We start from the raw sequence: 24,734 nt of genomic DNA on the forward strand, positions 1-24,734 counted from the left end.
CAGTGGTGGTTGCGGAGGGGCGTTGTCTTGCGTTTTCGGGGTTTCTCGTGGCTTTTGCGGCTTCTTTTCCGCTGGTTGTGTGCCGTGAGTGTTTTGGGGTGCCATGGCCCCGCAAAACGCTCACGGGTTTTGAGCAGCGGAAACGGAGCCGTAGTGGTGTCCCGCGCGGGCCCGGCCGGGGCGTCAGGTGGTGGCCGGGCGGAGTTGCTGGAGGACCGAGCGCGGGAAGAGCCGTGAGCGGAGGTCCAGCGGGGCACCTCGGCGGAGGCTGTTCAGCACCTCGTGCAGCGTTTCCGGCAGCGAGCCGTCCGGTTGGCCTCCCGGTGGGGCGTACCACTCCCGCTCCACCGCGGTGACCAGCGCTCGCATCGCCTTCGCGCCGGACTCGTCCAGGCCGTGGTGTTCGAGCAGCCTGGTGGCCACTTGGCGCGCCGTGTCCGTCGCGGCAGGCCGGGCGCCGCGGTCCCGGAACTCGTCGAGCACCTCTCGCCAGGCTGCCCCAGCCGACCCCGCGGCGACCGCGCGCAAGCGCTGCCGACGCCGCACTTCCCGCACCACGCCGGGCACCGCGAGCAGCGCGAGCCCGAGCACCAGCACACCGAGGACGACCGGCCACGGGCTGCTCTGCTCGGTTTCCCGCGGATCCGCGGGCGCGACGTCGGAGCCGTCCTCCGGGCGCTCGTCGCCCGGTGCGGGATCCGTCGTCGGCGGCGTGCTCGGCAGCTCCTGGCCGGGCGCCGGGACCGGCTGCTGCTCCGGTCGCAGCTCGCTGTCCAGGTACTGCGGCAGCGCGGTCCGGCCGTCGCTCAGCGGCGTCGGGTCGAAGGTCTGCCAGCCCCAGCCGGGGAAGTAGGCCTCCACCCAGGCGTGCGCGTCCTCCGTGGTGATCACCCGCTCGTCGCCGTCGCGGTATCCGGCGGTGAACCCGACGGCAACCCGCGACGGGACGCCGACGGCGCGCAGCAGCGCGGCCATCGACGAGGCGTACTGCTCGCAGAACCCGCGCTTGCCGCGGAACAGGAACTCGGAGAGCGCGTCACCGCCACCTGCCGGGGCGGTGCGCAGGTCGTAGCGGAAGCCGTTGCGCGGATCGGTGAAGTAGCGGTTGATCGCCACCGCCTTGTCGAACGCGGTGGGAGCGTTCGCGGTCAGCCTGCGGGCCAGGTCGGTGACCTGCGGCGGGATCCCGGTGGCGTCCAGGTACTCGGGCGCCATCCGCAGCGGCCCGTCGGCCCCGCGCAGCTGGTCAGGGGACGGGTCGGGCACGATCAGCTGCTGGATGTAGGCGCGGCTCTCCTGGTTGGTCTGGGTGAACACGATCCCGGCGGCCGGGTCGTAGCGCCAGTTCACACCCATCCCGGACAGGAAGCGCGGCACGCCGAACACCGGCAGCCACGGATCCCGGTAGCCGACGGGCTGGACCTCGACCCGCTCGGCGCTGCCCTCGCCGATGTCGGTGCCCTCCGGCAGCGGGAGCTCGCCGTTGGCCTCGACGCCCTGGGTCAGGCCCTCCAGCTCCCAGCCGCGCTCCGGGTTGAACTTGCGCAGCGTCAACGCGCGCAGGTACGTCGGCTCCCGCAGGCCGCGGACGCGGAACAGCTCCACCTCCCGGTCCCGGTTGAGCTGGCCGCGCAACGAGGTGAACGGCTGCAGCCCGATCCCGTCGGTGCCGCCGCCGAGCTGCTCGGGCATCGCTCCGGGCAACCGGCCCTCGGTGCCGACACCGGTGAACACCACGCCGGTGAGCAGCGCGATCACCCCGGCGACCCCGGCCACCGACGCGGTCGTGGGGCCGAACAGCGCGCGCGTCAGCTGCTCGCGGTCCTCGTGGCTGCGCCACCGGCGGTGCTGACCGCCCGAGGCGAGCAGCACGGCGAAGCCCAGCCCGCCCGCGACGAAGGTCCACCAGGGCAGCATGGTCTCGGACAGCGATGCGGGGATGGCGAAGACGCACAGCAGCAGCAACCCGCTGACCGCCGGGCTGCGCAGTCCCACCACGATGACGTCGATGATCACCGACACCACGCCCAGCCCCAGGCAGACCAGGGTCTGCAGCGCGGGTTCGGCGGCGACCGGGGGCACCCCGGTGCGGATCAGCTCACCGGCAGCGGACAGCAACCCGCCGAGCTCGCCGATCGCGGCCGGGCCGGGCAGCAACCCGAGCACCGCCTGCTCGGTGAACTGCGCGGTGAGCACGACCAGCACCCCGGCCAGCTGCGCGAAGGCGGTCGCGGTCAGCGGCCAGCGCAGCTTGCGCCCGAGCACCCCGATCGCCGCCACGGTGAGGACCGTGAGCACCGCGGGGAAGACCCAGCGGCTGTCGGCCAGCACGCCGGCGAACGCCGTCGACGCGCACAGCACCGAGAAGGCGGCGGCCGCCGTCGTCACCAGCGAGGTGTCGATGGCGGCGGTCATCCGGTGCTCGGTCACGGCAGCACCTCCGATTCCGGTGCGGTGGTCTCCCGGCACAGCTGCTGCCAGACGGTGTTGATCGCGGTCGCCGGGCCGGGGGTGACCACCGCGGTCCAGCCCGCCGCCCGCAGCCGCCGCGCGGCCAGCTGCGGGTCGTAACCGCCGCCCTCGCCGTTCCAGGAGCGGACGTCGAGCAGCACCGCCAGGCTCCGCGTGCCCTGCGGCCGGAGCTTGGTCAGCTCGTCCACCGCCGCGGTCGTGGTCTCGCCGAGCACCGCGATCAGCTCCTGCCCGGCGCCCGGGTCGCGGGAGAACACCAGGTCGCGCTGCGGCGAGGCGCGCACCGCGGCCAGCGCGTCCAGCACCGCGTCGTCGTGCCCCTCGCCGGAGGTCTCCGCGCCGGTCGCCAGCTGCGCGCAGTCCTCGGTGATCAGCTGCACCTGCTGCCCGTGCTGGTGCAGGTGCAGGCAGAAGCTGGCCACCGCGGACACCGCCCACTCCAGGCTGCTGCGCGCCCCGGTTCCCCGGTGCGCCGCCGAGCGCCGGTCGAGCAGCACCGTGACGCCCGCGTGCCAGGGGCGTTCCTCGACGCGCACCATCAGTTCGTCGCGCCGCGCGGTGGACTTCCAGTGCACGCGCCGGATGTCGTCGCCGTGCCGGTACTGGCGCACCACCGCGTCGTCCTCGCCGTGCCCGGCGCGCAGCCGCGTCGCGCCGTCCTCACCGGTGCCCAGGCCGGACCCGGCGGGCAGCCCGGTCAGCCGGACGACGTGCGGCACCGCGATGAGCCGGCTGCGATCGGCCAGCTCGCGCTCGAACTCGGCCAGGCCGAAGGGATCGTCGATGCGGGTGCGCAGCGGCCCGATGTGGTGGATGCCGCGCAGCGCCGGCGACACCGGGTACTCCAGGATCGTGCCGCCGTGCCTGGGCACCGCGTCCAGCCGGAACCGGTGCCTGCCGCCGAGCGCGTGGGGGGTGTTGTCCTCCAGCGCCAGCCCGCCGATCGGCAGCCGGCCGCTGGCGGAGAGGTGCAGCCGCACGGTCGCCCGGCCGCCGACCGGGATCCGCACCGGGACGACTTCGCGCCGGGCGGCGATGCCGAACCGGGTCCGGCTGGTCAGCAGCAGGGCCAGCAGGGGCAGCGCGATCACGAACGCGGAGACCCGCAGTAGGTCCCGCTCGTCCAGGACCAGCGCGCAGACACCGGCGGCCACGCCCGCCGCCAACAGGCAGCGCCCGCGGATGGTCAGGCCGGAGAGCACCCTTACCCGCGTTCGCGTTCGGTGTCGCCGCGCGGCACCGGGGTCCGGCTCAGCAGCTGCCGCACCAGCTCGGTGGTGGAGCGGCGGGCGGCGCGGGCCTCGCTGGTCAGCACCAGCCGGTGGGCCAGCACCGGGATCGCCACCGCCTGCACGTCGTCCGGGATGGTGAACTCGCGTCCGGCCAGCGCGGCCTGCGCGCGAGCGGCGCGCACCAGCTGCAGCGTCGACCGGGGCGAGGCGCCGAGCCGCAGCTCGGTCAGCTGGCGGGTGGCGGTCACCAGTTCGACCGCGTAGCGGCGGATCTCGGGCGAGACGTGCACCCGGCGCACCGCCTGCAGCAGGCCCTGCACCTCGGCGGCGTCGGCGACCGGCCGGAGGTCGGCCAGCGGGTCGTGCCCGGCGTGCTCGTCGACCATCGCCAGCTCCGCCTTGAGGTCCGGGTAGCCGATCGACACCCGGGCGGTGAAGCGGTCCCGCTGGGCTTCCGGCAGCGCGTAGGTGCCTTCCATCTCGATCGGGTTCTGGGTGGCGATGACCATGAACGGCGCGCTCAGCGGGTAGGTCTCGCCGTCGACGGTGACCTGCTTCTCCTCCATGCACTCCAGCAGCGCGGACTGCGTCTTGGGCGAGGCGCGGTTGATCTCGTCGCCGACCACGATGTTGGCGAACACCGGGCCGGGCCGGAACTCGAAGCTCTCGGTCCGCCGGTTGTACACCGACACCCCGGTGATGTCGCTGGGCAGCAGGTCGGGGGTGAACTGGACGCGGCTGACCGTGCAGTCGACGGACCGGGCCAGCGCCTTGGCCAGCGAGGTCTTGCCGACCCCGGGCACGTCCTCCACCAGCAGGTGGCCTTCGGCCAGCAGGGTGACCAGCGCGACCCGCACCACCTCGGGCTTGCCCACCAGCACCTGCTCGACGTTGGCGGCGATGCGCTGGACGGTCGCGTGCAGCTGGTCCACCCCGGGCGTCTCCGGTGCGTCGCAGGCACCGGTCGTCGGGGCACCGGACAACTCGGCTCTGGGCGTCACGCCACCTCCTGCTCGTCGCGGCGCCCGGGTCCGCCCGAGCGGGTTTCCGCTGCCACTCGCGGGGCGCCCGCAGCAGCGGAAAGCGCGCGAGTGTCGCTCAAGGCGCCTCCATGTCTCCTGCGGGACACCTCGCGCCCGGTTCCTGGGTCCGGGGCGGAGTGCACGTGCAGTGTGCCAAACCGGCGGAACCCGGCGGGCCACCCCGCTCCCATCCGCCGTCGCCCCACTCATCCCCACCGGGCGGGCCGCGATCGGCGGCGGGGCTGGGCGCGCACTGAGCATAACCGCGCACTCGAAGGGGTTGATCAAGGTCGGGCAGGTGACGCCCCCCACTTCCGGACCACAGGGCACTACCTGCGCAAATGGGGCGGGAGGGGGTGGATGGACTGGTGCGTTTCGTGTTGACGGTGGTGTGAAGTGGGGTACTGTGGGGGAAGGTGGGGCAAACGGGGGTCCTACTGCTTTTCACCGGCCACCGCTGAGCACGACCGGTGGAAGGTCCTCGTCGGGGTCGCAGTGCCGCGGCGGCGGGGTCCGGGTCGCAGGACGAGCGGTCCGGGGTCGGGGGAGGTGGACCGGGATGTTTCTCGGCACCCATCACCCCAAGCTCGACGACAAGGGGCGCTTGACGCTGCCGGCGAAGTTCCGGGAAGCACTGGCAGGGGGGCTGATGGTCACCAAGGGACAGGACCACTGCCTCTACGTCTTCCCGCGCGACGAGTTCGAGCAGATGGCGCGCAAGGTCGCCGAGGCTCCCTTCACCAACGAAGCGGTCCGCGCCTACCAGCGCTACCTGTTCGCCGGGACCGACGAGCAGGAGCCGGACGGGCAGGGCCGGATCAAGATCGCGACCGAGCTGCGGCGCTACGCCGGGCTGACCAAGGAGTGCGTGGTCATCGGCGCGATCAACCGGCTGGAGATCTGGCAGGCGGAGAGGTGGCAGAGCTACCTCGACGAGCACGAGGAGGGCTATGCGCAAGCGCGCGAGGAGGTGCTGCCGGGCGTCTTCTGACCAGTGCAGGCGTTGATGGCGACGATTCGGGTTTCGTGAGGCCTCGGTCCGCTCGGCTTTCGCACGCCTGGTGCATCTTCCCCGGCACCAGGACGCGACGGGCGGGCGGGGACCTGACGGGATCCGGACGTCCACGCGAGACACTGGGACACCAGAACATGTCCAGCCGGATCCCGGCACCGCCGAGCCCTTGACGGGGCCGGCAATACCGACATCGCCACGCGCGGGCCTGCGGGCCCGCGCGTGGCGGTTGGCGGAGCAGATCGGGAACGGCACGCGGGAGGGAGGGTCCGCCGTGGCCGAACAGCGGTATGAACAGGGCGGGTCCGCCCGCGACAAGCACGTGCCGGTGCTGCTGGACCGGACGTTGGAGCTGCTCGAACCAGCGCTGTCCCGCGAGGGCGCGGTGGTCGTCGACGCCACGCTCGGCATGGGCGGGCACTCCGAGGCGATGCTGACCGCGCACCCGGGGCTGACGCTGGTCGGCCTGGACCGCGACCCGGACGCCCTGCGGCTGGCCGGGGAACGGCTCGCGCCGTTCGAGTCGCGGATCCACCTGGTGCACGCGGTGTACGACGAGTGGTCCGAAGTGCTCGTCGACTTGGGACTGTCCGAGGTGGACGCAGCGCTGTTCGACCTCGGGGTGTCCTCGCTGCAACTGGACGAGGCGGATCGCGGTTTCGCCTACGCGCAGGACGCTCCGCTGGACATGCGGATGGACCCGGGCGCGCCGCGCACCGCGGCGGACGTGCTCAACACCTACGCCGCGGACGAGCTGGCGCGCGTGCTGCGCACCTACGGCGAGGAGAAGTTCGCGGGCAAGATCGCCGCGGCGATCGTCCGGGAGCGCCAGAAGGAGCCGTTCGCCAACAGCGCGCGGTTGGTGCAGCTGCTCTACGACGTGGTGCCCGCGGCCAGCAGGCGCACCGGCGGGCACCCGGCCAAGCGCACCTTCCAGGCGCTGCGCATCGAGGTCAACGCCGAGCTCGACGTGCTGGAGCGAGCGCTGCCCGCGGCGCTGGACTCGCTGGCGGTGGGCGGCCGGATCGCGGTGATGTCCTACCACTCGCTGGAGGACCGGATGGTCAAGCGCGCGCTCGCCGAGCGGGTGAAGTCGCGCACGCCGGTCGACCTGCCGGTGGAACTGCCCGGCCACGGGCCGGAGTTCCGCCTGCTCACCAGGGGCGCCGAGATCGCCGGTGAGCAGGAGGTCGAGGTGAATCCGAGGGCTGCCTCGGTGCGGCTGCGCGCCGCGGAACGACTCGGCGGAGGAAAGACATGAGTGGCCTGTGGCAAGCCGAGTTTCGCGCCACCGCGCCTCAGCGGACCGTGACGCAACCCGGCCACAAGAAACCGCGCAACGTGAGATCACTCCGGAGCGCGACCACCACTGTGAATCGCGGAGAGGCGGCAGCATGACAGCACCTGCACGCGCCAAGAAGTCCGCTTCGCGGTCGGGTTCGCAGTCGGCCGCCAAGAAGACCACGGCCAAGGCCGCCACGACGAAGTCGGACAAGCCGCGGTCGCGGTCGGCGGCGGCGGAGCGCGCTTACGCGCGCCGCGAGGAGCGCCGGGAGCGCTCGACGCGGGAGCCGTCGGTGCGGCGACCGCGCCAGCTGCGCACCGGTGCGGAGGAGCGGCGGCCCACCTCGGCCAAGCCGAAGACCAGGGCGAGGCAGCTGCAGGAGCGCGTGACGCTCGCGCGGTTCCCGCTGGTGGTCGTGGTGATGTCGGTGCTGGCCGTCGGGCTGGCCGCGACGCTGTGGCTGTCCATCGCGGCGGTCAGCGGCAGCTACGAGCTGCAGCACGGCGAGGCCGAGATCGCCAGCCTGAACGAGCGCCGGGAGCAGCTGCTGCGCGAGGTGAGCTCGCTGGACTCGCCGCCGGCGATCCAGCGGCGCGCCGTGGACGAGCTCGGCATGGTGCCCGGGCCGACTCCGGCCTACCTGGTGACGCTGCCGGACGGCACCGTGGTGGTGGTCGGGGAGCCGGAGAAGGCGTCGGCACCGCCGCCCCCGGCACCGCCCGCCGGGCCGCCGCCCGCTGAACAGCCCCAGGGCCAGCCGCCCGCCGGGCAGCAGCCGCCGGTGGGTGAGCAGCCGCCGGTCGAGGCAGCTGCGGGGGCGCGTTGATGGCTCGCAGGCCGACCAAGGTCATCCGCGGCCGCACCGCGCGCACCAACGTCGCGGGCAGCAATCGGCGACTGCGCGTCGGGCGGATGCTGTTGGTGATCGCACTGGTGCTGACCAGCGCCAAGCTGATCCAGGTGCAGGGCTTCGAGGCCAGCGCGCTGTCGGAGAAGGCGTTGAAGCAGCGGCTGGACCGCTCGGTCATCCCGGCCGATCGCGGGTCCATCGTGGACCGCACCGGGAACGTGCTGGCCTTCAGCAGCGAGGCGCGGCAGCTCTACGCCAACCCGCGCCTGCTCACCAAGACGTTCGACGAGCAGCACGCCAAGGACCCGAGCAAGCCGACCTCGGCGGAGTACAAGCAGGAGGTCGCCCGCTTCATCGCGCGGGAGCTGCCGGGCGTGATCTCCGAGCAGGAGGTGCTCGACGCGCTCTTCCGCGACGTCGGGTTCACCTACTTCGGCCCCCGGATCGACCCGAGCAAGGCCCGGGAGATCACCAAGAAGTACCCGCACATCGGTTCCGAGTACCAGGCCACCCGCGAGTACCCGGGCGGTGACCTGGCCGCGAACATCATCGGCGCGGCGAACTGGCGCAAGGACGAGGTGCCCGGCAAGCTGCGCGGCCAGATCGGGCTGGAGTTCTCGATGGACTCGGTGCTGGCGGGCAAGGACGGCCAGCAGGTCTCCGACACCGCGCTGGGCTCGGACCTGGTCATCCCCGGCACCCGGGAGCTGGAGCCGGCGGTGCCGGGGTCCGATGTGGAGCTGACCATCGACTCCGACGTGCAGTACATGCTGCAGCGCGAGCTCGCCGACTACGCGCGCGAGGCGCAGGCCAAGAACGCCAGCGCGGTGGTGCTGGACGCCAAGACCGGTGAGGTCTACGCGCTGGCCAACGACAAGACCTTCGACCCGAACGGCCCGTGGGGCGAGAACACCGGGAACCCGGCGGTGACCACTCCGTACGAGCCGGGCTCGGTGGCCAAGCTGATCACCGCGGCCGGTGCGATCGAGACCGGCGTCATGAAGCCGGACACCGTGCTGCAGGTCCCGGGCAGCATCAAGGTCGCGGACCGCACGGTCGGCGACGCGTGGCCGCACGGCACGGTGCCGATGACGTTCACCGGCGTGATGGGCAAGTCCTCCAACGTCGGCACCCTGATGGCCGCGCAGCAGATGGGCGAGCAGCGCTGGTACGACTTCGCCCGCGCCTTCGGGCTGGGCCAGCGCACCGGCGTCGGCCTGCCGGGCGAGAGCGCGGGAGTCCTGCCGCCGCCCGACCAGTGGTCCGGCTCGTCGTTCGGCAACCTGCCGATCGGCCAGGGCTTCTCGATGACGGTGCTGCAGATGGCGAGCATGTACCAGGCGATCGCCAACGACGGTGTCCGGGTGCCGCCGCGGATCATCGCCGCGGAGATCGGCGAGGACGGCAAGCGCGTCGAACGCCCCCGGCCGGAGGGCGTCCGGGTGGTCAGCCCGGAAACCGCGCACACGGTGAAGGACATGCTCCGCTCGGTGGTCCAGGACGCCCCGCAGCCGAACCGCGGCACCGGCCCGGGAGCGGCGCTGCCGGGATTCCAGGTCTCGGGCAAGACGGGAACGGCCCAGCAGTACGACCCGGACTGCAAGTGCTACAGCAACTCGAAGCACTGGATCACCTTCGCGGGTGTCGTCCCGGCGGACAGTCCGCGCTTCGTGATCGGCCTGATGCTGGACCGCCCGGCCTACGGAACCCAGGAAGGGTCCTCGGCGGCGCCCCTGTTCCGCAACATCGCGGCCTTCCTGACCCAGCGCTACCAACTCCCGCTGTCCAAGGAAGAAGCGCCCTTCCAAGTCCTCCAACTCCCGACCCCGTAGCGCTTTTCGCCGGAGGAGCGCTGGTGGTCAGGAGACTTCGTCCGCCGGGGTGCGGGAGAGGGTCAGGAACAGGGCTGCTGCGGCGAGGCCGCAGACGGCGAGGAGGTACAGGCCCGCTGTTTCGGAACCGAGGGTCTGCTCGATCCAGTTCTTCGCCACCGGGGCGACGAAACCGCCCAGGTTGCCCAGCGAGTTGATCAGGCCGATGCCCGCCGCCGCGGCCGTTCCGGTCAGGTAGGCCGCCGGGAACGTCCAGAACACCGGTTGGACCGAGATGTAGCCGGCCGCCGCCACCGACAGGCCGGCTATCGCCAGCACCGGGTCGGCGAAGTACGCCGAGGCCGCGATGCCGATGGAGCCACCGGCCACGCAGGCCGCCGCGACGAACCGCTTCTTCGGTTGGGGCAGGCGGTCGGCGCCGGTGGACACCGCGATGTTGACCAGCAGCGCGATGGTCCACGGAATCGCCGTCACCAGGCCGACGAGCAGGCCGACCTCGCTGCCGACCACGCCGGCCACCTGCGTCGGCAGGTAGAAGGTCATGCCGTAGACGCTGCACTGGATCAGGAAGTAGATCAGGCAGAAGTACAGCACTCGCGGATCCACCAGCGCGGTCCGGAGCCGGTGCGGGCTGTGCGCCTGCTTGGCCCGGGCTTCGCGGTCGACTGCGCCCTGCAGCGCGTCGCGCTGGTCCGGCGTGAGCCACCGGGCATCGGCGGGTTTGTTGTCCAGGTAGAAGAACGCCCAGACCCCGACCACGCAGGCGATCAGGCCCTCCACCGCGAACATCCACTGCCAGCCCAGGATTCCGGCCACCCCGTCGAGTTCCAGCAGCATGCCGGACAGCGGGCCGCCGAGCACCGAGGCCAGCGGGATGCCGAAGTAGAACATCGCGTTGCAGCGCGCCCGGTAGGCCTGCGGCACCCAGTGGGTGATGAACAGGATGACGCCCGGGAAGAAGCCGGCTTCGGCCACGCCGAGCAGGAAGCGCAGCAGGTAGAACAGGAACTCGTCGTTCACCAGCGCCATCGCCGCGGAGATCAGGCCCCAGGTCACCATGATCCGGCACATCCACCAGCGGGCGCCGACCCGCATCATGATCAGGTTGCTGGGCACCTCGAACAGCGCGTACCCGATGAAGAAGAGCCCCGCGCCGAGCGCGTAGGCGGCTTCGGAGATCCCGGCGTGCGCCTGGAACTCCTCCTTGGCGAAGCCGATGTTGACGCGGTCCAGGAACGCGATCACGTACATGAAGAACAGGAACGGCAGCAGGCGGATCATCACCTGCCGGATCGCGCTGGTCAGAGCCTCGTCGGACGTCCGTTCTCCGGTGTGCACCCTGCCTCCTCGTCGAGGTGGTGGTTCGACATCCCGAACAACGTCCGTGATGTGGGGCACGAGGTTAGGGGTGTCGATCGGCGCGCGTCAATCAGCCGTTCGGCATCGCAATCGTTGTCCGGCACCTCGGATGGACTGTTGCATCGCGGTGACCGAGCTGGTTTCGTCGCGCTCACAGGCCACTCAGCTAGGAGGGCGCATGCCGCGGCGCAGCGCGAGTTGGTTCGGAGCACACGGCAGGGCCGGGATGACCGCCCGGTCCTGGGTCAAGAACCAGGGCTACAGCGACGAGGTCTTCGACGGGCGACCGGTGATCGGCATCGGCACCACCTGGTCCGAGCTGGCGCCCTGCAACGCTCACCAGCAGCGGATCGCCGAGGCGGTCAAGCGCGGGGTGTGGCAGGCGGGCGGGTTCCCGCTGGAGTTCCCCAACATGGCGCTGGGCGAGACGCTGATGCGGCCCACCACGATGCTCTACCGGAACCTGCTGGCGATGCAGGCCGAGGAGACGATCCGCGCCAACCCGCTGGACGGGGTGGTGCTGCTGTCCGGCTGCGACAAGACCACGCCCGGCTTGCTGATGGCCGCGGCCAGCGTCGATCTGCCCACCGCGATGCTCACCGGTGGTCCGATGCTCAACGGCAAGTACCGGGGCACCGACATCGGCTCGGGAACCGCCGTGTGGCAGGCGGAGGCCGACCTGGTGGCGGGCCGGATCACGCAGGACGAGTGCTACTTCATCGAGGGCTGCATGTCCCGCTCCAACGGGCACTGCATGACCATGGGCACTGCTTCCACCATGGCGTGCATCGTGGAGGCGCTGGGCATGCAGCTGCCGTACGCGGCGTCGTGGCCGGCGGTCGACGCCCGCCGCTACGCCGCGGCGCAGCAGACCGGCCAGCGCATCGTGGAGATGGTCGAAGCGGATCTCAAGCCCTCCGACGTGCTCACCCGCGACGCGTTCAACAACGCCATCCGCGCGAACGCGGCCATCGGCGGGTCGACCAACGCCGTGGTGCACCTGATCGCGATCGCCAAGCGGGTCGGGGTGGAGCTGACCGTCGACGACTTCGACACGCTGACCCGCGACGTGCCGACGCTGGTGAACCTGCAGCCCAGCGGCGAATTCCTGATGGAGGACTTCTGCTACGCGGGCGGCCTCCCCGCGGTGCTCAAGGAGCTCGGTGATCTCGTGGTGCGGTCGGCGATCACGGTCACCGGGCGTTCGATGGGCGAGAACATCGCCGACGCCGAGGTGCACAACCGCTCGGTGATCACGCCGTTCGACGAGCCGTTCCAGGCCGTCGGCACCGGAACCGCGGTGCTGCGCGGCTCGCTGGCGCCCGGCGGAGCGGTGGTCAAGCAGTCGGCGGCGTCGGCCCGGCTGCTGGAGCACCGCGGCCCGGCGATGGTGTTCGAGGACGTCGACGAGTACTACGCGGTGTGCAAGGACGACGACCTGGACGTCGACGAGAACACGGTGCTGGTCGTCCGCAACGCGGGCCCGAAGGGCTACCCCGGCATGCCGGAGGTGGCCAACGTGCCGGTGCCGAAGAAGGTCCAGGACCGCGGTTTCGACGACATCGTGCGCATCTCCGACGGCCGGATGAGCGGCACCGCGTACGGCACGGTGATCCTGCACGTGACCCCGGAAGCGGCGGCGGGCGGCCCGCTGGCCTTCGTCCGGACCGGCGACATGATCAGCATCGACGTCCCCAACCGCCGCCTGGACCTGGAAGTGCCGGAGGAGGAGCTGCAGCGCCGCCGCGCCGAATGGCAGGCCCCGGACAACCCGCACGCCCGCGGCTACCAGCGCCTGTACTACGACCACGTCCTCCAGGCCTCGGAAGGAGCGGACCTCGACTTCCTGGTCGGTGGTTCCGGCAGCTACGTCCCCCGGGACGGCCACTGACCCGGCCGGGTTTCGTATCGCGGTGGTGGCGATTTCGCGCGAAATCGCCACCACGCCTGCGTGCGGGACGCCGGTTCAGCGCGAGATCGACGCCGTCCGCCGGCGGTCAGCCGCGGCCGGGGACCTGGGGGTCGCTCCAGCCGAGGTAGTTGTTGTAGTAGGAGACGTCGTCGGCGTGGCCGATCGCGCCGCCGACGCTGGTGGCGTAGAAACCGCCGTTGCCGTCGGCGATGCCGACGTGGCCGTACTGGCTGATGTTCCAGTAGACGAACGCGCCCTTGGGCGGCGTGGAGCCGTCGGTGTGGGCCTTGCCCGCGCTGATCGCGCCGTTCCAGTGCGCGATGGCGGACGGCCAGACGCCGGTGGTGCCGTAGGCGTTCTCGGCGGCCATCTCGCAGTAGCCCTCGAGGGAGCTGTCGCCGATGCGGGCCTTGTACCACTCGATGGCGCCCTGCGGGGTGCCGTCGCCGGGCGCGGCGGCGACCTGAACTGCCTGCGGAGCGGGTTCGGCGAGCACGGCCGGGGCGGCGAGCGGGGCGAGGGCCAGCGCCGCACCGACACCGCAGGCGCCGGCTAATCGCGCGATCCGTCGGATGTTCACGAGAACCTCCTGGAATTCGTTGATCGGCAACATCCAGGAGGGACACGCTAGCGATCACCCCTGCCGAACACCAGGAAGTTGACCTGAACAGCCGATGAACCCGGGCCGGGAAGGGGCTAGAAGCCGCGCTTGGCCCGGTCCCGGGCTGCATCCCGCAGCCCGGGGAAACCGCTGTTCAGGGCCTGCCTTGAGCACTCGGGCCGGATGTGGGGTGCGAGGAGCGGGGCGATCAGTGAACTCCCGTTCGCACCTTTGCCATTCGGTTTCGGTCACGGAGTTGGGGATCTGCTAGAACCAGGCGGAAGCAGCTTAGTTCCACTCATCGGCTGCTCATGGCATGGCGGGGTAGTCGTGGACGGTGATGGGTTCGTCGATGCCTTCGGCTGGGGCGTTTTGGAGTTCGGCGAGGACGATGTCGGCTTTGGCCGATGAGAGGTCGACGAGTCCGATGTGGATCGGTGCGTTGTTGGCCTTGCGGTTGGCGAGTGCGGTCGGCAGGGCGTGCAGCAGTTCGGTGAGGACCGGGCGGTTCTTCACGCCGAGCTGTTCTACTTTGGTGAACAGCAGTGCCTTCGCCGGAACCTGAGAGATCGCTTCGGTGAGAGTGCTTGAGCTGGGCGAGATGGTGTGGGCGAGTGCTTGGGCGGACGGCATGTTGCTGACGTCGACCTCCACCACCTGCCCAGGCCCCCTGCCCAGCTGCCGGAACCACTGGTTCACCTGCGAGTGCGGCAGATCGACGTGGATTGCTGGTGATGCTGTAACGAGAGGCTGGAAGGTGGGGGCGAGGATCTGCAAGTAAACCGTTGGAGTTGAGCTGTCCTCCGCCGTGCTCTCGTGATCAGTCCGTTGAACGATGATGTCCGCACCTCGGCTGCGAAACCATCGCTCGAGTTCGGAGCCGTCCAGAGTGATTCTGCGCGGCGACGTTTCAACGACTACGGGGCCGAGGATATTCCCGGTGGCTCCGTCAAGTGCGGTCTGCGAAAGAACGGCATTGCGCAGTGAGCTGCTGCCCAGCCTGCATCTGGCCAGATTGGCCTCGCTGAAATCGGCTTCGGCGAGCAGGGATGCTGAAAGGGTCACGCCGCTGAGGTTCGCTCCGTGAAAGTTGGCTCCCATGGCTGAGATCTTTGCCATGTTTGCGCTGGTGAGTGTTGATCCGACGAAGTTCGCCCTGTCCGCGCTTGATTTTGCCAAGTTCGCGTTGCTGAGATCTGCTCTGGTGAAGCGGGCCTCGGTGCACTCGGTGTCTATGAGAACCGCTTCGCGCAGGACTGTCTCCGTGAAGTTGCTTCCCGTGAGCCAGGCTCCGGTGAGATCGCCACCTGTGAGGTCGGCGCCGCGCAGGTCGGCATCCAGCGCGTAGAAGAGCTCGTGCGCTTCCCCGGCGAGCCACTTGCGGAGATCCTCGGCGACCTCGGGATTGCTGGGCCAGCGGCGAGGTCGCCAATCATGGATACCAGAGGACACGATCTTCCCACCCGTTTTCCTCGACTATTCTGGTCATGAATTCTAGCGCATCCCCGTTCACGTGGCGTGTGTCGAGGATGACCTTGTTTCCGCCCTCGAATTCCTTGGTCAAGGACTCGACGAACGATTCCGGTGTGACGGCGTTTTTGAACGGGTACCTGCGGTGTGCTTCCGGGACGTGTTCGGGGTAGTCGCTGTAGAACCCCTTTATGTCCCACCGTTCTCCCGTTTTGGGATCCATGAAGTCGCCGTGGTCGGGATCTGTTGGACGAACCAGGTTTTCGGGGAGTCGGCCGTTTTCTCGCATGTCGAGCGCGACTCGACTTTCGTTTACCGTCCCTGGAGATGATTTTCCGAGGTGAGCTGGATCGTTGTGGCGCCAGTTGTCGAAATCTTCTGGGTGTTTTTTCTGGAGTCCGTCCAGGTACTGTGCATGAGCCTGTTTTTCCGAGGGGGTCATCTCAGGATGCGGCTCGTCGGGATTGGTCGGGGTTCTGGGCAGGTGCTCGTGACCGGCCCTGCGATCCGGATCGTCCGGGTCGGGATGGCCGGGCGGTGGATTTCCCGGTGGGTCGTCTGGCGGGTCGTTGGGGTCGTTCGGGTCCTTCGGCGGCGGGTTGTTCGGGGGGTTCGGGGGTTTGGTCGGTGGGTTCGGGAGGGGGTTGCCGTGGGTTATTTCGTTGAGGATCTTTCGGATCCTGGTCAGGAGGTCCGCTAGTTTTCGGACGAGGGGGAGCAGGTTCGACAGGGCGCGCAGGAGTTTCTGGACTACCTCCATGATCCTGGCGCCCCAGCGGGCTATGCGGGCCGTCGCCTGGACCGCCACCACCGCGATGCCCACTCCGGTCATCGCTTCGATGGCCCAGGAGACGAGTCTGCCGACGCAGTCGGCGATCAGGTCGCGGACCACTTCGCGGATCGTTCCCACGAGCATTCCGGAGATCTCGGTGCCGGAGGCGAGTCCCTTGGCCGCTTCCGATTGCGCGCGGATGAGTTCGGTCGTCGTCGCCAGGCGGGCGCGGTAGGCATCCGCCGCGGCGCCGGTCCAGCCCGCCGTGTCGCGGGCGACGTCGGCTTGCAGGGCGTCGGCGGTGGTCTGCAGGGAATCGCCGACGTTGCGCCAGGTCTGGGCGTGGGCCGCCACTGCGTCGGCGTTGCCCGCCAGCCAGTCGAGGATGTCGGTGAGCGGCTGGACGTACTCGATCAGCCAGCCGACCGCCCAGGCCACCGTCGTTCCGATGGGGTCCAGGATCGCCGACAGGACCTCCAGGCCGGTGCCGAGGATGGCGTACCCGATTTGGGCCCAGTCGCCCGATTCGATCGCCGCGCCGACGTCCGCGACGGCTTCCACGATGCCGATGCCGGTGTACCACTCCGAGGAGTCCTGCGGCTGGGTCACCAGCGGGTTGTCGCTCACCGGCTCACCCGCCGAGCTCGTCGGCGATGCGGTCCAGCGCGGCGGCGATCTCGGCGTCGGTCGCCTCGTGGTCCGCGACGGCGTCGCGGAGCGAGGTCGACAGCGCCGCTATCGCGTCGTGCGCTGCCGATGTCGTCTGCAGCACGATGTCGCTCGCAGTGTTCAGCGCCGGAGGCAGGAACTGGCAGATCAGCCCGTAGGCGTCCGTGTCGAGCTGAACGCTGCGCCCGGCGTCGGCGGCTTGCCCGAGCGCTGCGGCGTGGGAGTCGAGCCGATCCGCGTGCGCGCGCAGCCGGTCCGGCGGGATCTGGAATCCGCCAGCCATTGATCCCCCTCAGTGCAGGAACGTCTCGTCGCTGAAGTCGCCGTCGTCGTGCGGGCCGTGGGCCTGGACCGGGCCGGCCTGCGCCGGCGGCTCGGGCGGTCGCGGCGGGGCCGGAGCGGGTGGCGGCGGAGCGGGTGGCGGTGATGCCGGAGTCGGCGGCGGGGAAGCAGGCCCGGCCGGCGGTGGCGCTGCCGGGAAGCGTTGGCGGTAGTTGGCCGTCACCGCGTTCGCGGTCGTCGGGTCCTGGTCGCCGAGCGTGGCGCGGGTGGTTTCCGTCACCTGTTCCGCGATGCGCGACTGGGCTCGGCGGAGGACCGCCATGAACTCCGCGCTCAGCTCTGCTCCGGACGTCCGCTGATCCGCGAACCGAACGTCGACCGGAACTCCTTCGGCGTCTATGGTCACGGTCACCGAGCGGCTTCGTTCGGTGATGCGGATGCGGCCGATCTCCTGCTGCATCGCCGCGACCCGGTTCGCCTTCTCCTGCAGGCCTTGCGCCCACGCGCGGATCGCGCGGTCTGCCTGCGCCGGATCCGCGCCGAAACCTGACGACATTCCTCCCCCTGGAATTTCGAGTCACGGGAGTTCTACTGCACCTGCGCAGCGCCGATGCGCGGATGAGCGGTGATTGCGCTGTTCGGTCCAGCGATCGTAGGGCCGGTTGCGCGGGTGACCATCGGGATGCGGGCTCAGGGGGTACCGGTAGCCTGTCGCGACGTGCCTTCCGCGGTTGCCACAGCTCCGCCGCGCCCTTCCCACGTGGAGCCGGTGGAGATCGAGAAACTCGCCGATTCCGTCGGCGCGCGAGTCCTTCGCGTCCCTGGTCGCAGCGTTGATCCAACGCCGGTGTCCGGGGCGACGCTGCGCGCTCAGCACGTCCGGCCCGGTGATCTGTTCGCCGCCCTGCCCGGCACTCGCGTGCACGGTGCCGACTTCGCGCAGAGCGCGCTGGAGGCCGGCGCTGTGGCGGTGCTCACCGATCAGGCCGGGGTCGACCGGGCCGGGCTCGCCGAGTACCCGGCGGTCCTCGACGGCAGCGTGTCCGTGCTCGTGCACGACGATCCGCGCGGCGTGCTCGGGACCGCTTCGGCGCTGATCTACGGCGACCCGTCGAGCAAGCTCAAGATCCTCGGCGTCACCGGTACCTCGGGCAAGACCACCACGTCCTACCTGCTGGAGTCCGCGCTGCAGGCCGCCGGGTTCTGCACCGGGCTGGTCGGCACCGTCGAGACCCGCATCGCCGGGGAGCGGCTGGACAGCGCGTTCACCACCCCGGAGGCTCCCGACCTGCAGGCGCTGCTCGCGGTCATGGTCGAGCACGGGGTCACGTTCGTGCCGATGGAGGTCTCCAGCCACGCGCTGGCCATGGGCCGGGTGTCCGGCACCCGGTTCGCCGTCGGAGCCTTCACCAACCTCTCCCAGGACCACCTGGACTTCCACCGGGACATGGAGGACTACTTCCAGGCCAAGGCGCTGCTGTTCGACGGCCGCGCCGAGCACGAAGTGGTCTGCGTCGACGGCGAGTGGGGCCGCCGGCTGGTCAAGGACGGCACCGTCACGGTGTCCACCGAGGGCAGCGCGAGCTGGTCGGCCACCGACGTGCAGGCCTACGCCACCGGTGAGCAGACCTTCACCGCGCACGGCCCCGACGAGCTCAAGCTGCACGTCCGGCTGCGGCTGCCCGGCCCGTTCAACGTCGCCAACGCGCTGCTGGCCATCGGTGCGCTGCACGCGGCGGGCGTGCCGACCTGGGCCATCGAGCGCGGGCTCGCCGAGGTCGACGTGCCCGGCCGGATGGAGCGGGTCGCGCTCGGGCAGGACTTCACCGCCGTCGTCGACTACTCGCACAAGCCCGGCGCGGTCGCCGCGGTGCTCGACGCGGCGCGCGCGCAGGTCGACGGCGACGTGATCGTCGTGCTGGGCTGCGGCGGCGACCGCGACACCGCGAAGCGGCCGCTGATGGGCGAGGCCGCCGCCCGGCGCTCCGAACTGCTGATCGTCACCGACGACAACCCGCGCACCGAGGACCCCGCCGAGATCCGGGCCGCCATGCTCGCCGGTGCGGAGGAGGTGCCCGCGGGCGAGCGCGGCGAGGTCGTCGAGATCGGCGACCGGCGCGCGGCCATCGCCGCGGCGGTGGAGCGCGCCGGGTCCGGCGACATCGTGGTCGTCGCAGGCAAGGGCCACGAGACCGGGCAGGAGGTCGCGGGCGTGGTGCACCCGTTCTCCGACCGGGAGGAACTGGCCGCCGCGCTCCGCCATAGGCTTAGGGACCCAGAAGGGACCGATGTTCGTCGGGGGCAGGTCAACGAAGAGGCGTAGCGGACGCACCATTCGCGTTCGCGCAAGCCGACCGGGTGCGGGTGACCCGCAAGACGGAGTGGAGGCAAGTTGATCCGGCTCAGCCTCGCTGACATCGCGCGTGCGGTGGGCGGCGGGCTTCATCGTGCGGAAGGCTCGGAGATCGTCAGCGCGGGCGTCGAGTTCGACTCCCGCAAGATCGAGACCGGCGGGCTGTTCGTGGCCGTGCCGGGCGAACGGGTCGACGGGCACGACTTCGCCGCGCGGGCGGTGGCCGACGGTGCGGTCGGCGTCCTCGCCGCGCGCGAGGTCGAGGCACCGGCGGTGCTCGTGCCGCCCATCCCCGCCGCGGAGCGCTCGGGCGCGCTGGCGCTGGCCGGCGATGCCGACGGCTCCGGTGCCGCGGTGCTGGCCGGGCTGGCGAAGCTGGCCCGGTACGTGGTCGACCGGCTGCCGCAGCTCGCCGTGGTCGGCGTGACGGGCTCGTCCGGCAAGACGTCCACCAAGGACTTGATCGCGCAGCTGCTCGAACCGATGGGACCGACGGTCGCGCCGCCCGGCTCGTTCAACAACGAGCTCGGGCACCCGTGGACCGTGCTGCGCGCCGACGAGCGGACCAAGCACCTGGTGCTGGAGCTCTCCGCGCGGGGCGTCGGGCACATCGCGAACCTGTGCCAGGTCGCGCCGCCGCGCATCGGCGTGGTGCTCAACGTCGGGCACGCGCACCTCGGCGAGTTCGGCTCGCAGGAAGCGGTGGCGCAGGCCAAGGGCGAGCTGCCCGAGTCGCTGCCCGCGGACGGCGTGGCGGTGCTCAACGGCGACGACCCGCTGGTCGCGGCGATGGCCGAGCGGACGAAGGCCCGCGTGGTGCTGGTCGGGGAGCGCCCCGACGCGCACGTGCGAGCCGAGGACATCGAGGTCGACGAGCAGGCGCGGCCGACGTTCACGCTGGTCACCGCCGAGGGCTCGGCGCGGGTGACGCTGCCGCTGTTCGGCGAGCACCACGTGGGCAACGCGCTGGCCGCCGCGGCGGTCGCACTGGAGCTCGGCGCGACCCTCGAAGAGGTCGCCGAGCGGCTGAGCTCGGTGCGGCGGGTGTCCGCGCGGCGCATGGAGGTCAGCGAGACCTCCGACGGCGTCACCGTCGTCAACGACGCCTACAACGCGAACCCGGAGTCGGTGCGCGCCGCGCTGAAGACGCTGGCCGCGATGACCCGCGGCCGTCCCGGCCGTGCCTGGGCGGTGCTCGGGCAGATGGGCGAGCTCGGCGAGGCCGAGACCGAGGCGCACGACGAGATCGGACGGCTGGCCGTCCGGCTGAACATCGACCGGCTGGTGGTGGTCGGCGAACAGGCCCAGGCGATGCACCAGGCGGCAACGCTGGAGGGCTCGTGGGGAGAGGAGTCGGTTCTGGTGCCGGACGTCGATGCGGCTGTCGCGCTGCTGCGCGCCGAGCTGCGTCCCGGTGACGTTGTCCTGACCAAGGCGTCGAACTCCGTCGGGTTGTGGCGGGTCGCCGACGCCTTGCTGACGGGAGGGCAGACGGCGTGAAGCCGATCCTGGTGGCGGCCGCGGTCGCCCTCGTCATCTCGATCCTGTTCACCCCGTACCTGATCCGGGTCTTCTCCAGGCAGGGCTTCGGCCAGGAGATCCGCGAAGAGGTGCAGAGCCAGCACGCCGCCAAGCGCGGCACCCCGACCATGGGCGGGGTGGCGATCCTGGTCGCCATGTGGTGCGGCTACCTGGCCACCCACCTGATCATGGGCGACCAGCCCACCGTCACCGGGTTGCTGGTGCTGGGCCTGACCACCGCGCTGGGCATCGTCGGGTTCCTGGACGACTTCATCAAGATCCGCAAGCAGCGCAACCTCGGGCTGAACAAGACCGCGAAGCTGGTCGGCCAGCTGGTGGCCGCGGTGCTGTTCGCGATCCTGGCCATCCGGTTCCCGAACGAGCACGGCGTGACGCCGGCGTCCACGGAGCTGTCGTTCCTGCGCGACATCTCGGTGATCTCCTTCGGCGTGATCGGGTTCGTGATCTTCGCCTACGTGGCGATCAGCGGCTGGTCCAACGCGGTCAACTTCACCGACGGCATGGACGGCCTGGCCGGCGGCACCGCGGCGATGGTGCTGGCCACCTACGTGCTGGTGTCGTTCTGGCAGCTGCGCAACGACTGCTTCGCCGTCTCCGGCCCGGCACCGGGTTGCTACACGGTGCGCGACCCGCTGGACATCGCGGTGGTCGCGGCGGCGGCGATGGCGGCCTGCGTCGGGTTCCTGTGGTGGAACGCGGCACCGGCGAAGATCTTCATGGGCGACACCGGTTCGCTGGCGCTCGGCGGCCTGGTCGCCGGGTTGTCGATGGTCACCCGCACCGAGCTGCTGATGATCATCATCGGTGGTGTGTTCGTGGTCGAGGCGCTGTCGGTGGTGCTGCAGATCGTGGTGTTCCGGACCACCCGGCGCAGGTTGTTCCGGATGGCGCCGTTCCACCACCACTTCGAGCTGGCCGGCTGGGCGGAGACCACGGTGATCATCCGCTTCTGGGTGCTCGCCGGGATCAGCTGCATGTTCGGCGTCGGCCTGTTCTACGCGGACTGGCTCGCCCTGGCCCGGTAGTGGTGTGGTGCGATTTCAATGGAAATTGGATGTCTGATTTCCATTGAAATCGCGCAGAACCCGACGCACCGTCGGCGTGTCGGTGCGCGACACGCCGACGGCGCGCAACTTCCATTGAAATCGAAGACCTGATTTCCATTGAAATCGTGGATTTCGGCAGGGTGGTGGCCCGGCGTCGGGCCGGGTGACGGACGAGACGGGGTGACGACGGCGTGGTGGCAAGCCGGTTCCAGGGATTGCAGGTGCTGGTGGCCGGAGCCGGGGTGTCCGGCCGCTCGGCCGCCGAGGCGCTGCTCGCGGCGGGCGCGTCGGTGACCGTCACCGACGGCTCCGCCGATCGGCTCGCCGCCCTCGCCTCGTTGCAGTCGCAGGGCGCGGAGCTGGTGGCCGGGCTCGCCGAGCCGCCGGCCGGCACCGACCTGGTGGTCACCAGCCCGGGCTGGCGGCCGGACGCGCCGCTGCTGGCGGCCGCCACCGCCGCCGGCGTCGAGGTGATCGGCGAGGTCGAGCTGGCCTGGCGGCTGGACCGGGAGACCGAGAACCCGGCCACCTGGCTGGCGGTCACCGGCACCAACGGCAAGACCACCACGGTCAGCATGCTGGAGTCGGTGCTGCGCGCGGCCGGGGTCGACGTGGTGGCCTGCGGCAACGTCGGGCTGCCGGTGGTCGACGCGGTCCGCGCCGGGCACGCGGTGCTGGCCGTGGAGCTCTCCAGCTTCCAGCTGCACTGGTCGGAGTCGGTCGAGCCGCACGCCGCGGTCGTGCTCAACCTGGCCGCCGACCACCTGGACTGGCACGGCGACCTGGAGTCCTACGGCGCGGCCAAGGCCAAGGTCTACGCGGGCAACGCGGTTTCGGTGGCCAACGCCGACGACGAGTGGTCGACCCGGCTGGTCGCCGCGGCCGACGGGCGGACGGTCTCCTTCACGCTCGGCGCTCCGCGGCAGGACCAGCTCGGCGTCGAGGACGGGCAGCTGGTCGATCGGGCCTTCGGCGACCGGGCGGTGCTCGCGTCGCTGGCCGACGTGCACCCGGCGGGCCCGCACAACGTCGCAAACGCCCTGGCGGCGGCCGCCCTCGCGCGCGCCCACGGGGTGCAGCCGGGTGCGGTGGCCGAGGGCTTGCGGGCGTTCCAGCCCGGCGCCCACCGGTCGGTGCCGGTGGCCGAAGCCGCCGGTGTGTCCTATGTGGACGATTCCAAGGCGACCAATCCGCACGCCGCCGACGCCGCGCTGCGCGCGCACCCCCGCGTGGTGTGGATCGCGGGCGGCCTGCTCAAGGGCGCGGACGTGGACGAGCTCGTCGCCGCCAACGCCGACCGGCTCGCCGCCGCGGTGCTGATCGGCCGGGACCGGGCGCAGTTCGCCGCCGCACTGGCCCGACACGCCCCGGATGTGCCGGTCCGCGAGGTGTCGGCGGGGGACGATGCTGGCATGCTGCAAGCTGTCCGGTCGGCCCACGAGTTCGCGAGCCCGGGTTCGGTGGTGCTGCTCGCCCCGGCCGCCGCCTCGATGGACATGTTCACCGATTACGCCCACCGGGGACGCGCTTTCGCCGACGCGGTGCGCGAAGTCCTCGCCGAAACCCCGACGGCGCCCGCGCACGGCGGGTGATCCGCTGTGCCCACCGCCACCAAGACCGCGCGCGGCGGCCGCAAGCGCGCCGGCCTGACCGCGCTGTCCCCGCTGACCGCGTGGCTGACCCGGCCGCTGGCGTCGTTCCACCTGCTGCTGGCCGTCTTCGGCCTGCTGACGGTCTTCGGCCTGGTGATGGTGCTTTCGGCTTCCAGCGTCGACTCGTTCAACAAGGACGGCTCGTCCTACAGCGTCTTCACCAAGCAGGTGATGTACTGCATCGCCGGGCTGGTGCTGTTCTACGCGGCGATGCGGGTGCCGGTGAAGCTGATGCGCCGCTACAGCCTGATCCTGCTCACCATCTGCCTGGGCCTGCTGGCACTGGTGCTCACCCCGCTCGGCGCCAAGGTCAACGGCGCGCAGAGCTGGTTCATCGTGGCCGGGGTGTCCTTCCAGCCGGTGGAGTTCGCCAAGGTCTCCTTCGCGCTGTGGGGCGCGCACGTGCTGGTCACCAAGCGCGGCCTGATGAACCAGTACCGCCACCTGCTGGTGCCGGTGGTCCCCGCCGCGCTGCTGATGTTCACGCTGGTGATGCTGCAGCCCGACCTCGGTTCGACGATCACGCTGTTCGTGGTGCTGCTGGCGCTGCTGTGGTTCGCCGGGGCGCCGCTGCGGCTGTTCCTGATGGCGATGCTGGGCGCGCTGACCGCCGGTGTGACGCTGGCCATGGTCGCCGACTACCGGATGGCGCGGATCACCGCGTTCATGGACCCGATGTCCGACCCGACGGGCAACGGCTTCCAGGCCCGGCAGGCGCTGTTCGCGCTGGCCGACGGCGGGCTGTTCGGCCGCGGGCTGGGGCAGGGCTGGTCGAAGTGGCAGTACCTGCCCAACGTGCACAACGACTTCATCTTCGCGGTGATCGGTGAGGAGCTCGGGTTCGTCGGCTGCGCGATCGTGCTGGCGCTCTACGGCACCACCGCCTACGTGGGAATGCGCATCGCGTTCCGCAACACCGACCCGTGGATCCGGCTGGTGTCGGCGACGCTGACCACCTTCCTGGTCGGCCAGGCGATCATCAACGTCGGCTACGTGGTGGGCCTGCTGCCCACCACCGGGCTGCCGCTGCCGCTGATCTCCTCCGGCGGATCGTCGGTGGTGACCAGCATGCTGGTGTTCGGCCTGCTGGCGAACTTCGCCCGGCACGAACCCGAGGCGATCGCCGCGCTACGGTCTTTGGGACCGGGCAGGGTCGGCAAGCTGCTGCGGCTGCCCACCCCGGCGCCGTACCGGCCGCCGGCCAAGCGTCGTCCGGCACGACCCACCCCACGAAGCCGACCGGGAGCGAAGGGCTCCGGCGCGGCGGCAACACGCCGGGGAGGCGGGGACACCCGCGCGCGCGGTGCGCGCAGCGGTCCCGGCTCCCGGGCGCAGACACGAGGAGGACACCGTTGAGCGGCGAGCAGACGG

The 24,734-nt window shown here is 70.9% G+C and carries 19 protein-coding genes; 10 read left to right on the top strand and 9 right to left on the bottom strand.

The window, feature by feature from the left end; genetic code table 11:
• Nucleotides 1-183: 183 nt before the first annotated feature.
• The 3 genes from C4T78_RS14735 to C4T78_RS14745 are packed head-to-tail and all read right to left on the bottom strand — an operon-like array spanning nucleotide 184 to nucleotide 4,687.
• Nucleotides 184-2,430, bottom strand: a complete 2,247-nt coding sequence (locus C4T78_RS14735; RefSeq protein ID WP_218161410.1) for a transglutaminase TgpA family protein — start codon at nucleotides 2,428-2,430, stop codon at nucleotides 184-186.
• Nucleotides 2,427-3,674, bottom strand: a complete 1,248-nt coding sequence (locus C4T78_RS14740) for a DUF58 domain-containing protein (RefSeq protein WP_093344922.1) — start codon at nucleotides 3,672-3,674, stop codon at nucleotides 2,427-2,429. The genes C4T78_RS14735 and C4T78_RS14740 overlap by 4 nt, the downstream gene beginning before the upstream one ends.
• Before the next feature lie 2 nt (nucleotides 3,675-3,676).
• The gene (locus tag C4T78_RS14745) at nucleotides 3,677-4,687 is read right to left on the bottom strand and encodes an AAA family ATPase (RefSeq protein ID WP_235863109.1); all 1,011 of its coding nucleotides are present in this window, start codon (nucleotides 4,685-4,687) and stop codon (nucleotides 3,677-3,679) included.
• Nucleotides 4,688-5,285: 598 nt separating this feature from the next.
• Here C4T78_RS14745 and mraZ point away from each other — a divergent pair.
• From mraZ to C4T78_RS14765, 4 genes are all read left to right on the top strand, one after another.
• Entirely contained in the window at nucleotides 5,286-5,717 is a 432-nt protein-coding gene (gene mraZ / locus C4T78_RS14750; protein ID WP_093344926.1) for a division/cell wall cluster transcriptional repressor MraZ, read from the top strand.
• Nucleotides 5,718-6,012: 295 nt separating this feature from the next.
• Nucleotides 6,013-6,999 carry a 16S rRNA (cytosine(1402)-N(4))-methyltransferase RsmH gene (gene rsmH / locus C4T78_RS14755; protein WP_093344929.1) on the top strand — a complete coding sequence of 329 codons (987 nt, stop codon included), beginning with the start codon at nucleotides 6,013-6,015 and terminating at the stop codon, nucleotides 6,997-6,999.
• A 133-nt stretch (nucleotides 7,000-7,132) separates the two neighbouring features.
• On the top strand, nucleotides 7,133-7,849 hold the full coding sequence (ftsL, locus tag C4T78_RS14760) for a cell division protein FtsL (protein WP_093344931.1): 717 nt from the start codon (nucleotides 7,133-7,135) through the stop codon (nucleotides 7,847-7,849).
• Nucleotides 7,849-9,705 (top strand): peptidoglycan D,D-transpeptidase FtsI family protein, encoded by a 1,857-nt coding sequence (locus tag C4T78_RS14765; RefSeq protein ID WP_177247341.1) that lies wholly within the window; start codon nucleotides 7,849-7,851, stop codon nucleotides 9,703-9,705. The genes ftsL and C4T78_RS14765 overlap by 1 nt, the downstream gene beginning before the upstream one ends.
• Nucleotides 9,706-9,732: 27 nt before the next feature.
• Here C4T78_RS14765 and C4T78_RS14770 read toward each other — a convergent pair whose 3' ends face one another.
• A complete protein-coding gene (locus C4T78_RS14770) occupies nucleotides 9,733-11,043 on the bottom strand; it encodes an MFS transporter (protein WP_235862945.1) in 1,311 nt (436 codons plus the stop codon).
• A gap of 199 nt (nucleotides 11,044-11,242) precedes the next feature.
• On the opposite strand from C4T78_RS14770, the gene C4T78_RS14775 reads away from it, so the two are divergent.
• Nucleotides 11,243-12,955, top strand: a complete 1,713-nt coding sequence (locus tag C4T78_RS14775; protein ID WP_093344934.1) for an IlvD/Edd family dehydratase — start codon at nucleotides 11,243-11,245, stop codon at nucleotides 12,953-12,955.
• A 106-nt stretch (nucleotides 12,956-13,061) separates the two neighbouring features.
• Here C4T78_RS14775 and C4T78_RS14780 read toward each other — a convergent pair whose 3' ends face one another.
• The 5 genes from C4T78_RS14780 to C4T78_RS36405 form a co-directional block, all read right to left on the bottom strand.
• A complete protein-coding gene (locus tag C4T78_RS14780) occupies nucleotides 13,062-13,589 on the bottom strand; it encodes a CHAP domain-containing protein (RefSeq protein WP_093344936.1) in 528 nt (175 codons plus the stop codon).
• Between the two features lie 297 nt (nucleotides 13,590-13,886).
• Nucleotides 13,887-15,029 carry a pentapeptide repeat-containing protein gene (locus tag C4T78_RS14785; RefSeq protein WP_093344939.1) on the bottom strand — a complete coding sequence of 381 codons (1,143 nt, stop codon included), beginning with the start codon at nucleotides 15,027-15,029 and terminating at the stop codon, nucleotides 13,887-13,889.
• Nucleotides 15,010-16,446 carry a WXG100 family type VII secretion target gene (locus tag C4T78_RS14790; protein WP_093344940.1) on the bottom strand — a complete coding sequence of 479 codons (1,437 nt, stop codon included), beginning with the start codon at nucleotides 16,444-16,446 and terminating at the stop codon, nucleotides 15,010-15,012. Before C4T78_RS14790 ends, C4T78_RS14785 begins: the two co-directional genes overlap by 20 nt.
• 4 nt (nucleotides 16,447-16,450) lie before the next feature.
• On the bottom strand, nucleotides 16,451-16,771 hold the full coding sequence (locus C4T78_RS14795; protein WP_093344943.1) for a type VII secretion target: 321 nt from the start codon (nucleotides 16,769-16,771) through the stop codon (nucleotides 16,451-16,453).
• A 9-nt stretch (nucleotides 16,772-16,780) separates the two neighbouring features.
• Entirely contained in the window at nucleotides 16,781-17,326 is a 546-nt protein-coding gene (locus tag C4T78_RS36405) for a YbaB/EbfC family nucleoid-associated protein (protein ID WP_177247342.1), read from the bottom strand.
• A 126-nt stretch (nucleotides 17,327-17,452) separates the two neighbouring features.
• Between C4T78_RS36405 and C4T78_RS14805 the strand changes: the two genes are divergently transcribed.
• The 5 genes from C4T78_RS14805 (at nucleotide 17,453) to ftsW (ending at nucleotide 24,719) form a co-directional block, all read left to right on the top strand.
• Nucleotides 17,453-19,093, top strand: coding sequence for a UDP-N-acetylmuramoyl-L-alanyl-D-glutamate--2,6-diaminopimelate ligase (locus C4T78_RS14805; RefSeq protein ID WP_093348168.1), 1,641 nt, complete (start codon nucleotides 17,453-17,455; stop codon nucleotides 19,091-19,093).
• A 69-nt stretch (nucleotides 19,094-19,162) separates the two neighbouring features.
• Nucleotides 19,163-20,623, top strand: coding sequence for a UDP-N-acetylmuramoyl-tripeptide--D-alanyl-D-alanine ligase (locus tag C4T78_RS14810; RefSeq protein ID WP_093344945.1), 1,461 nt, complete (start codon nucleotides 19,163-19,165; stop codon nucleotides 20,621-20,623).
• Entirely contained in the window at nucleotides 20,620-21,690 is a 1,071-nt protein-coding gene (gene mraY / locus C4T78_RS14815) for a phospho-N-acetylmuramoyl-pentapeptide-transferase (RefSeq protein ID WP_093344948.1), read from the top strand. Before C4T78_RS14810 ends, mraY begins: the two co-directional genes overlap by 4 nt.
• A 215-nt stretch (nucleotides 21,691-21,905) precedes the next feature.
• Entirely contained in the window at nucleotides 21,906-23,303 is a 1,398-nt protein-coding gene (gene murD / locus C4T78_RS14820) for a UDP-N-acetylmuramoyl-L-alanine--D-glutamate ligase (protein ID WP_093348171.1), read from the top strand.
• A gap of 6 nt (nucleotides 23,304-23,309) precedes the next feature.
• Nucleotides 23,310-24,719, top strand: coding sequence for a putative lipid II flippase FtsW (gene ftsW, locus C4T78_RS14825; protein ID WP_093344950.1), 1,410 nt, complete (start codon nucleotides 23,310-23,312; stop codon nucleotides 24,717-24,719).
• Nucleotides 24,720-24,734 lie beyond the last annotated feature (15 nt).

The sequence above is a fragment of the Saccharopolyspora kobensis genome, assembly GCF_900108315.1.
GTDB classification, from domain to species: Bacteria; Actinomycetota; Actinomycetes; order Mycobacteriales; family Pseudonocardiaceae; genus Saccharopolyspora; species Saccharopolyspora kobensis.

What these genes read in the sequence shown, in the direction of transcription:
- mraZ (WP_093344926.1), top strand. Translation starts at nt 5,286, where the DNA reads ATGTTTCTCGGCACCCATCACCCCAAGCTCGACGACAAGGGGCGCTTG.
- ftsL (WP_093344931.1), top strand. Translation starts at nt 7,133, where the DNA reads ATGACAGCACCTGCACGCGCCAAGAAGTCCGCTTCGCGGTCGGGTTCG.
- C4T78_RS14765 (WP_177247341.1), top strand. Translation starts at nt 7,849, where the DNA reads ATGGCTCGCAGGCCGACCAAGGTCATCCGCGGCCGCACCGCGCGCACC.
- C4T78_RS14775 (WP_093344934.1), top strand. Translation starts at nt 11,243, where the DNA reads ATGCCGCGGCGCAGCGCGAGTTGGTTCGGAGCACACGGCAGGGCCGGG.
- C4T78_RS14780 (WP_093344936.1), bottom strand. Translation starts at nt 13,589, where the DNA reads ATGTTGCCGATCAACGAATTCCAGGAGGTTCTCGTGAACATCCGACGG.
- C4T78_RS14795 (WP_093344943.1), bottom strand. Translation starts at nt 16,771, where the DNA reads ATGGCTGGCGGATTCCAGATCCCGCCGGACCGGCTGCGCGCGCACGCG.
- C4T78_RS36405 (WP_177247342.1), bottom strand. Translation starts at nt 17,326, where the DNA reads ATGTCGTCAGGTTTCGGCGCGGATCCGGCGCAGGCAGACCGCGCGATC.
- C4T78_RS14805 (WP_093348168.1), top strand. Translation starts at nt 17,453, where the DNA reads ATGCGGGCTCAGGGGGTACCGGTAGCCTGTCGCGACGTGCCTTCCGCG.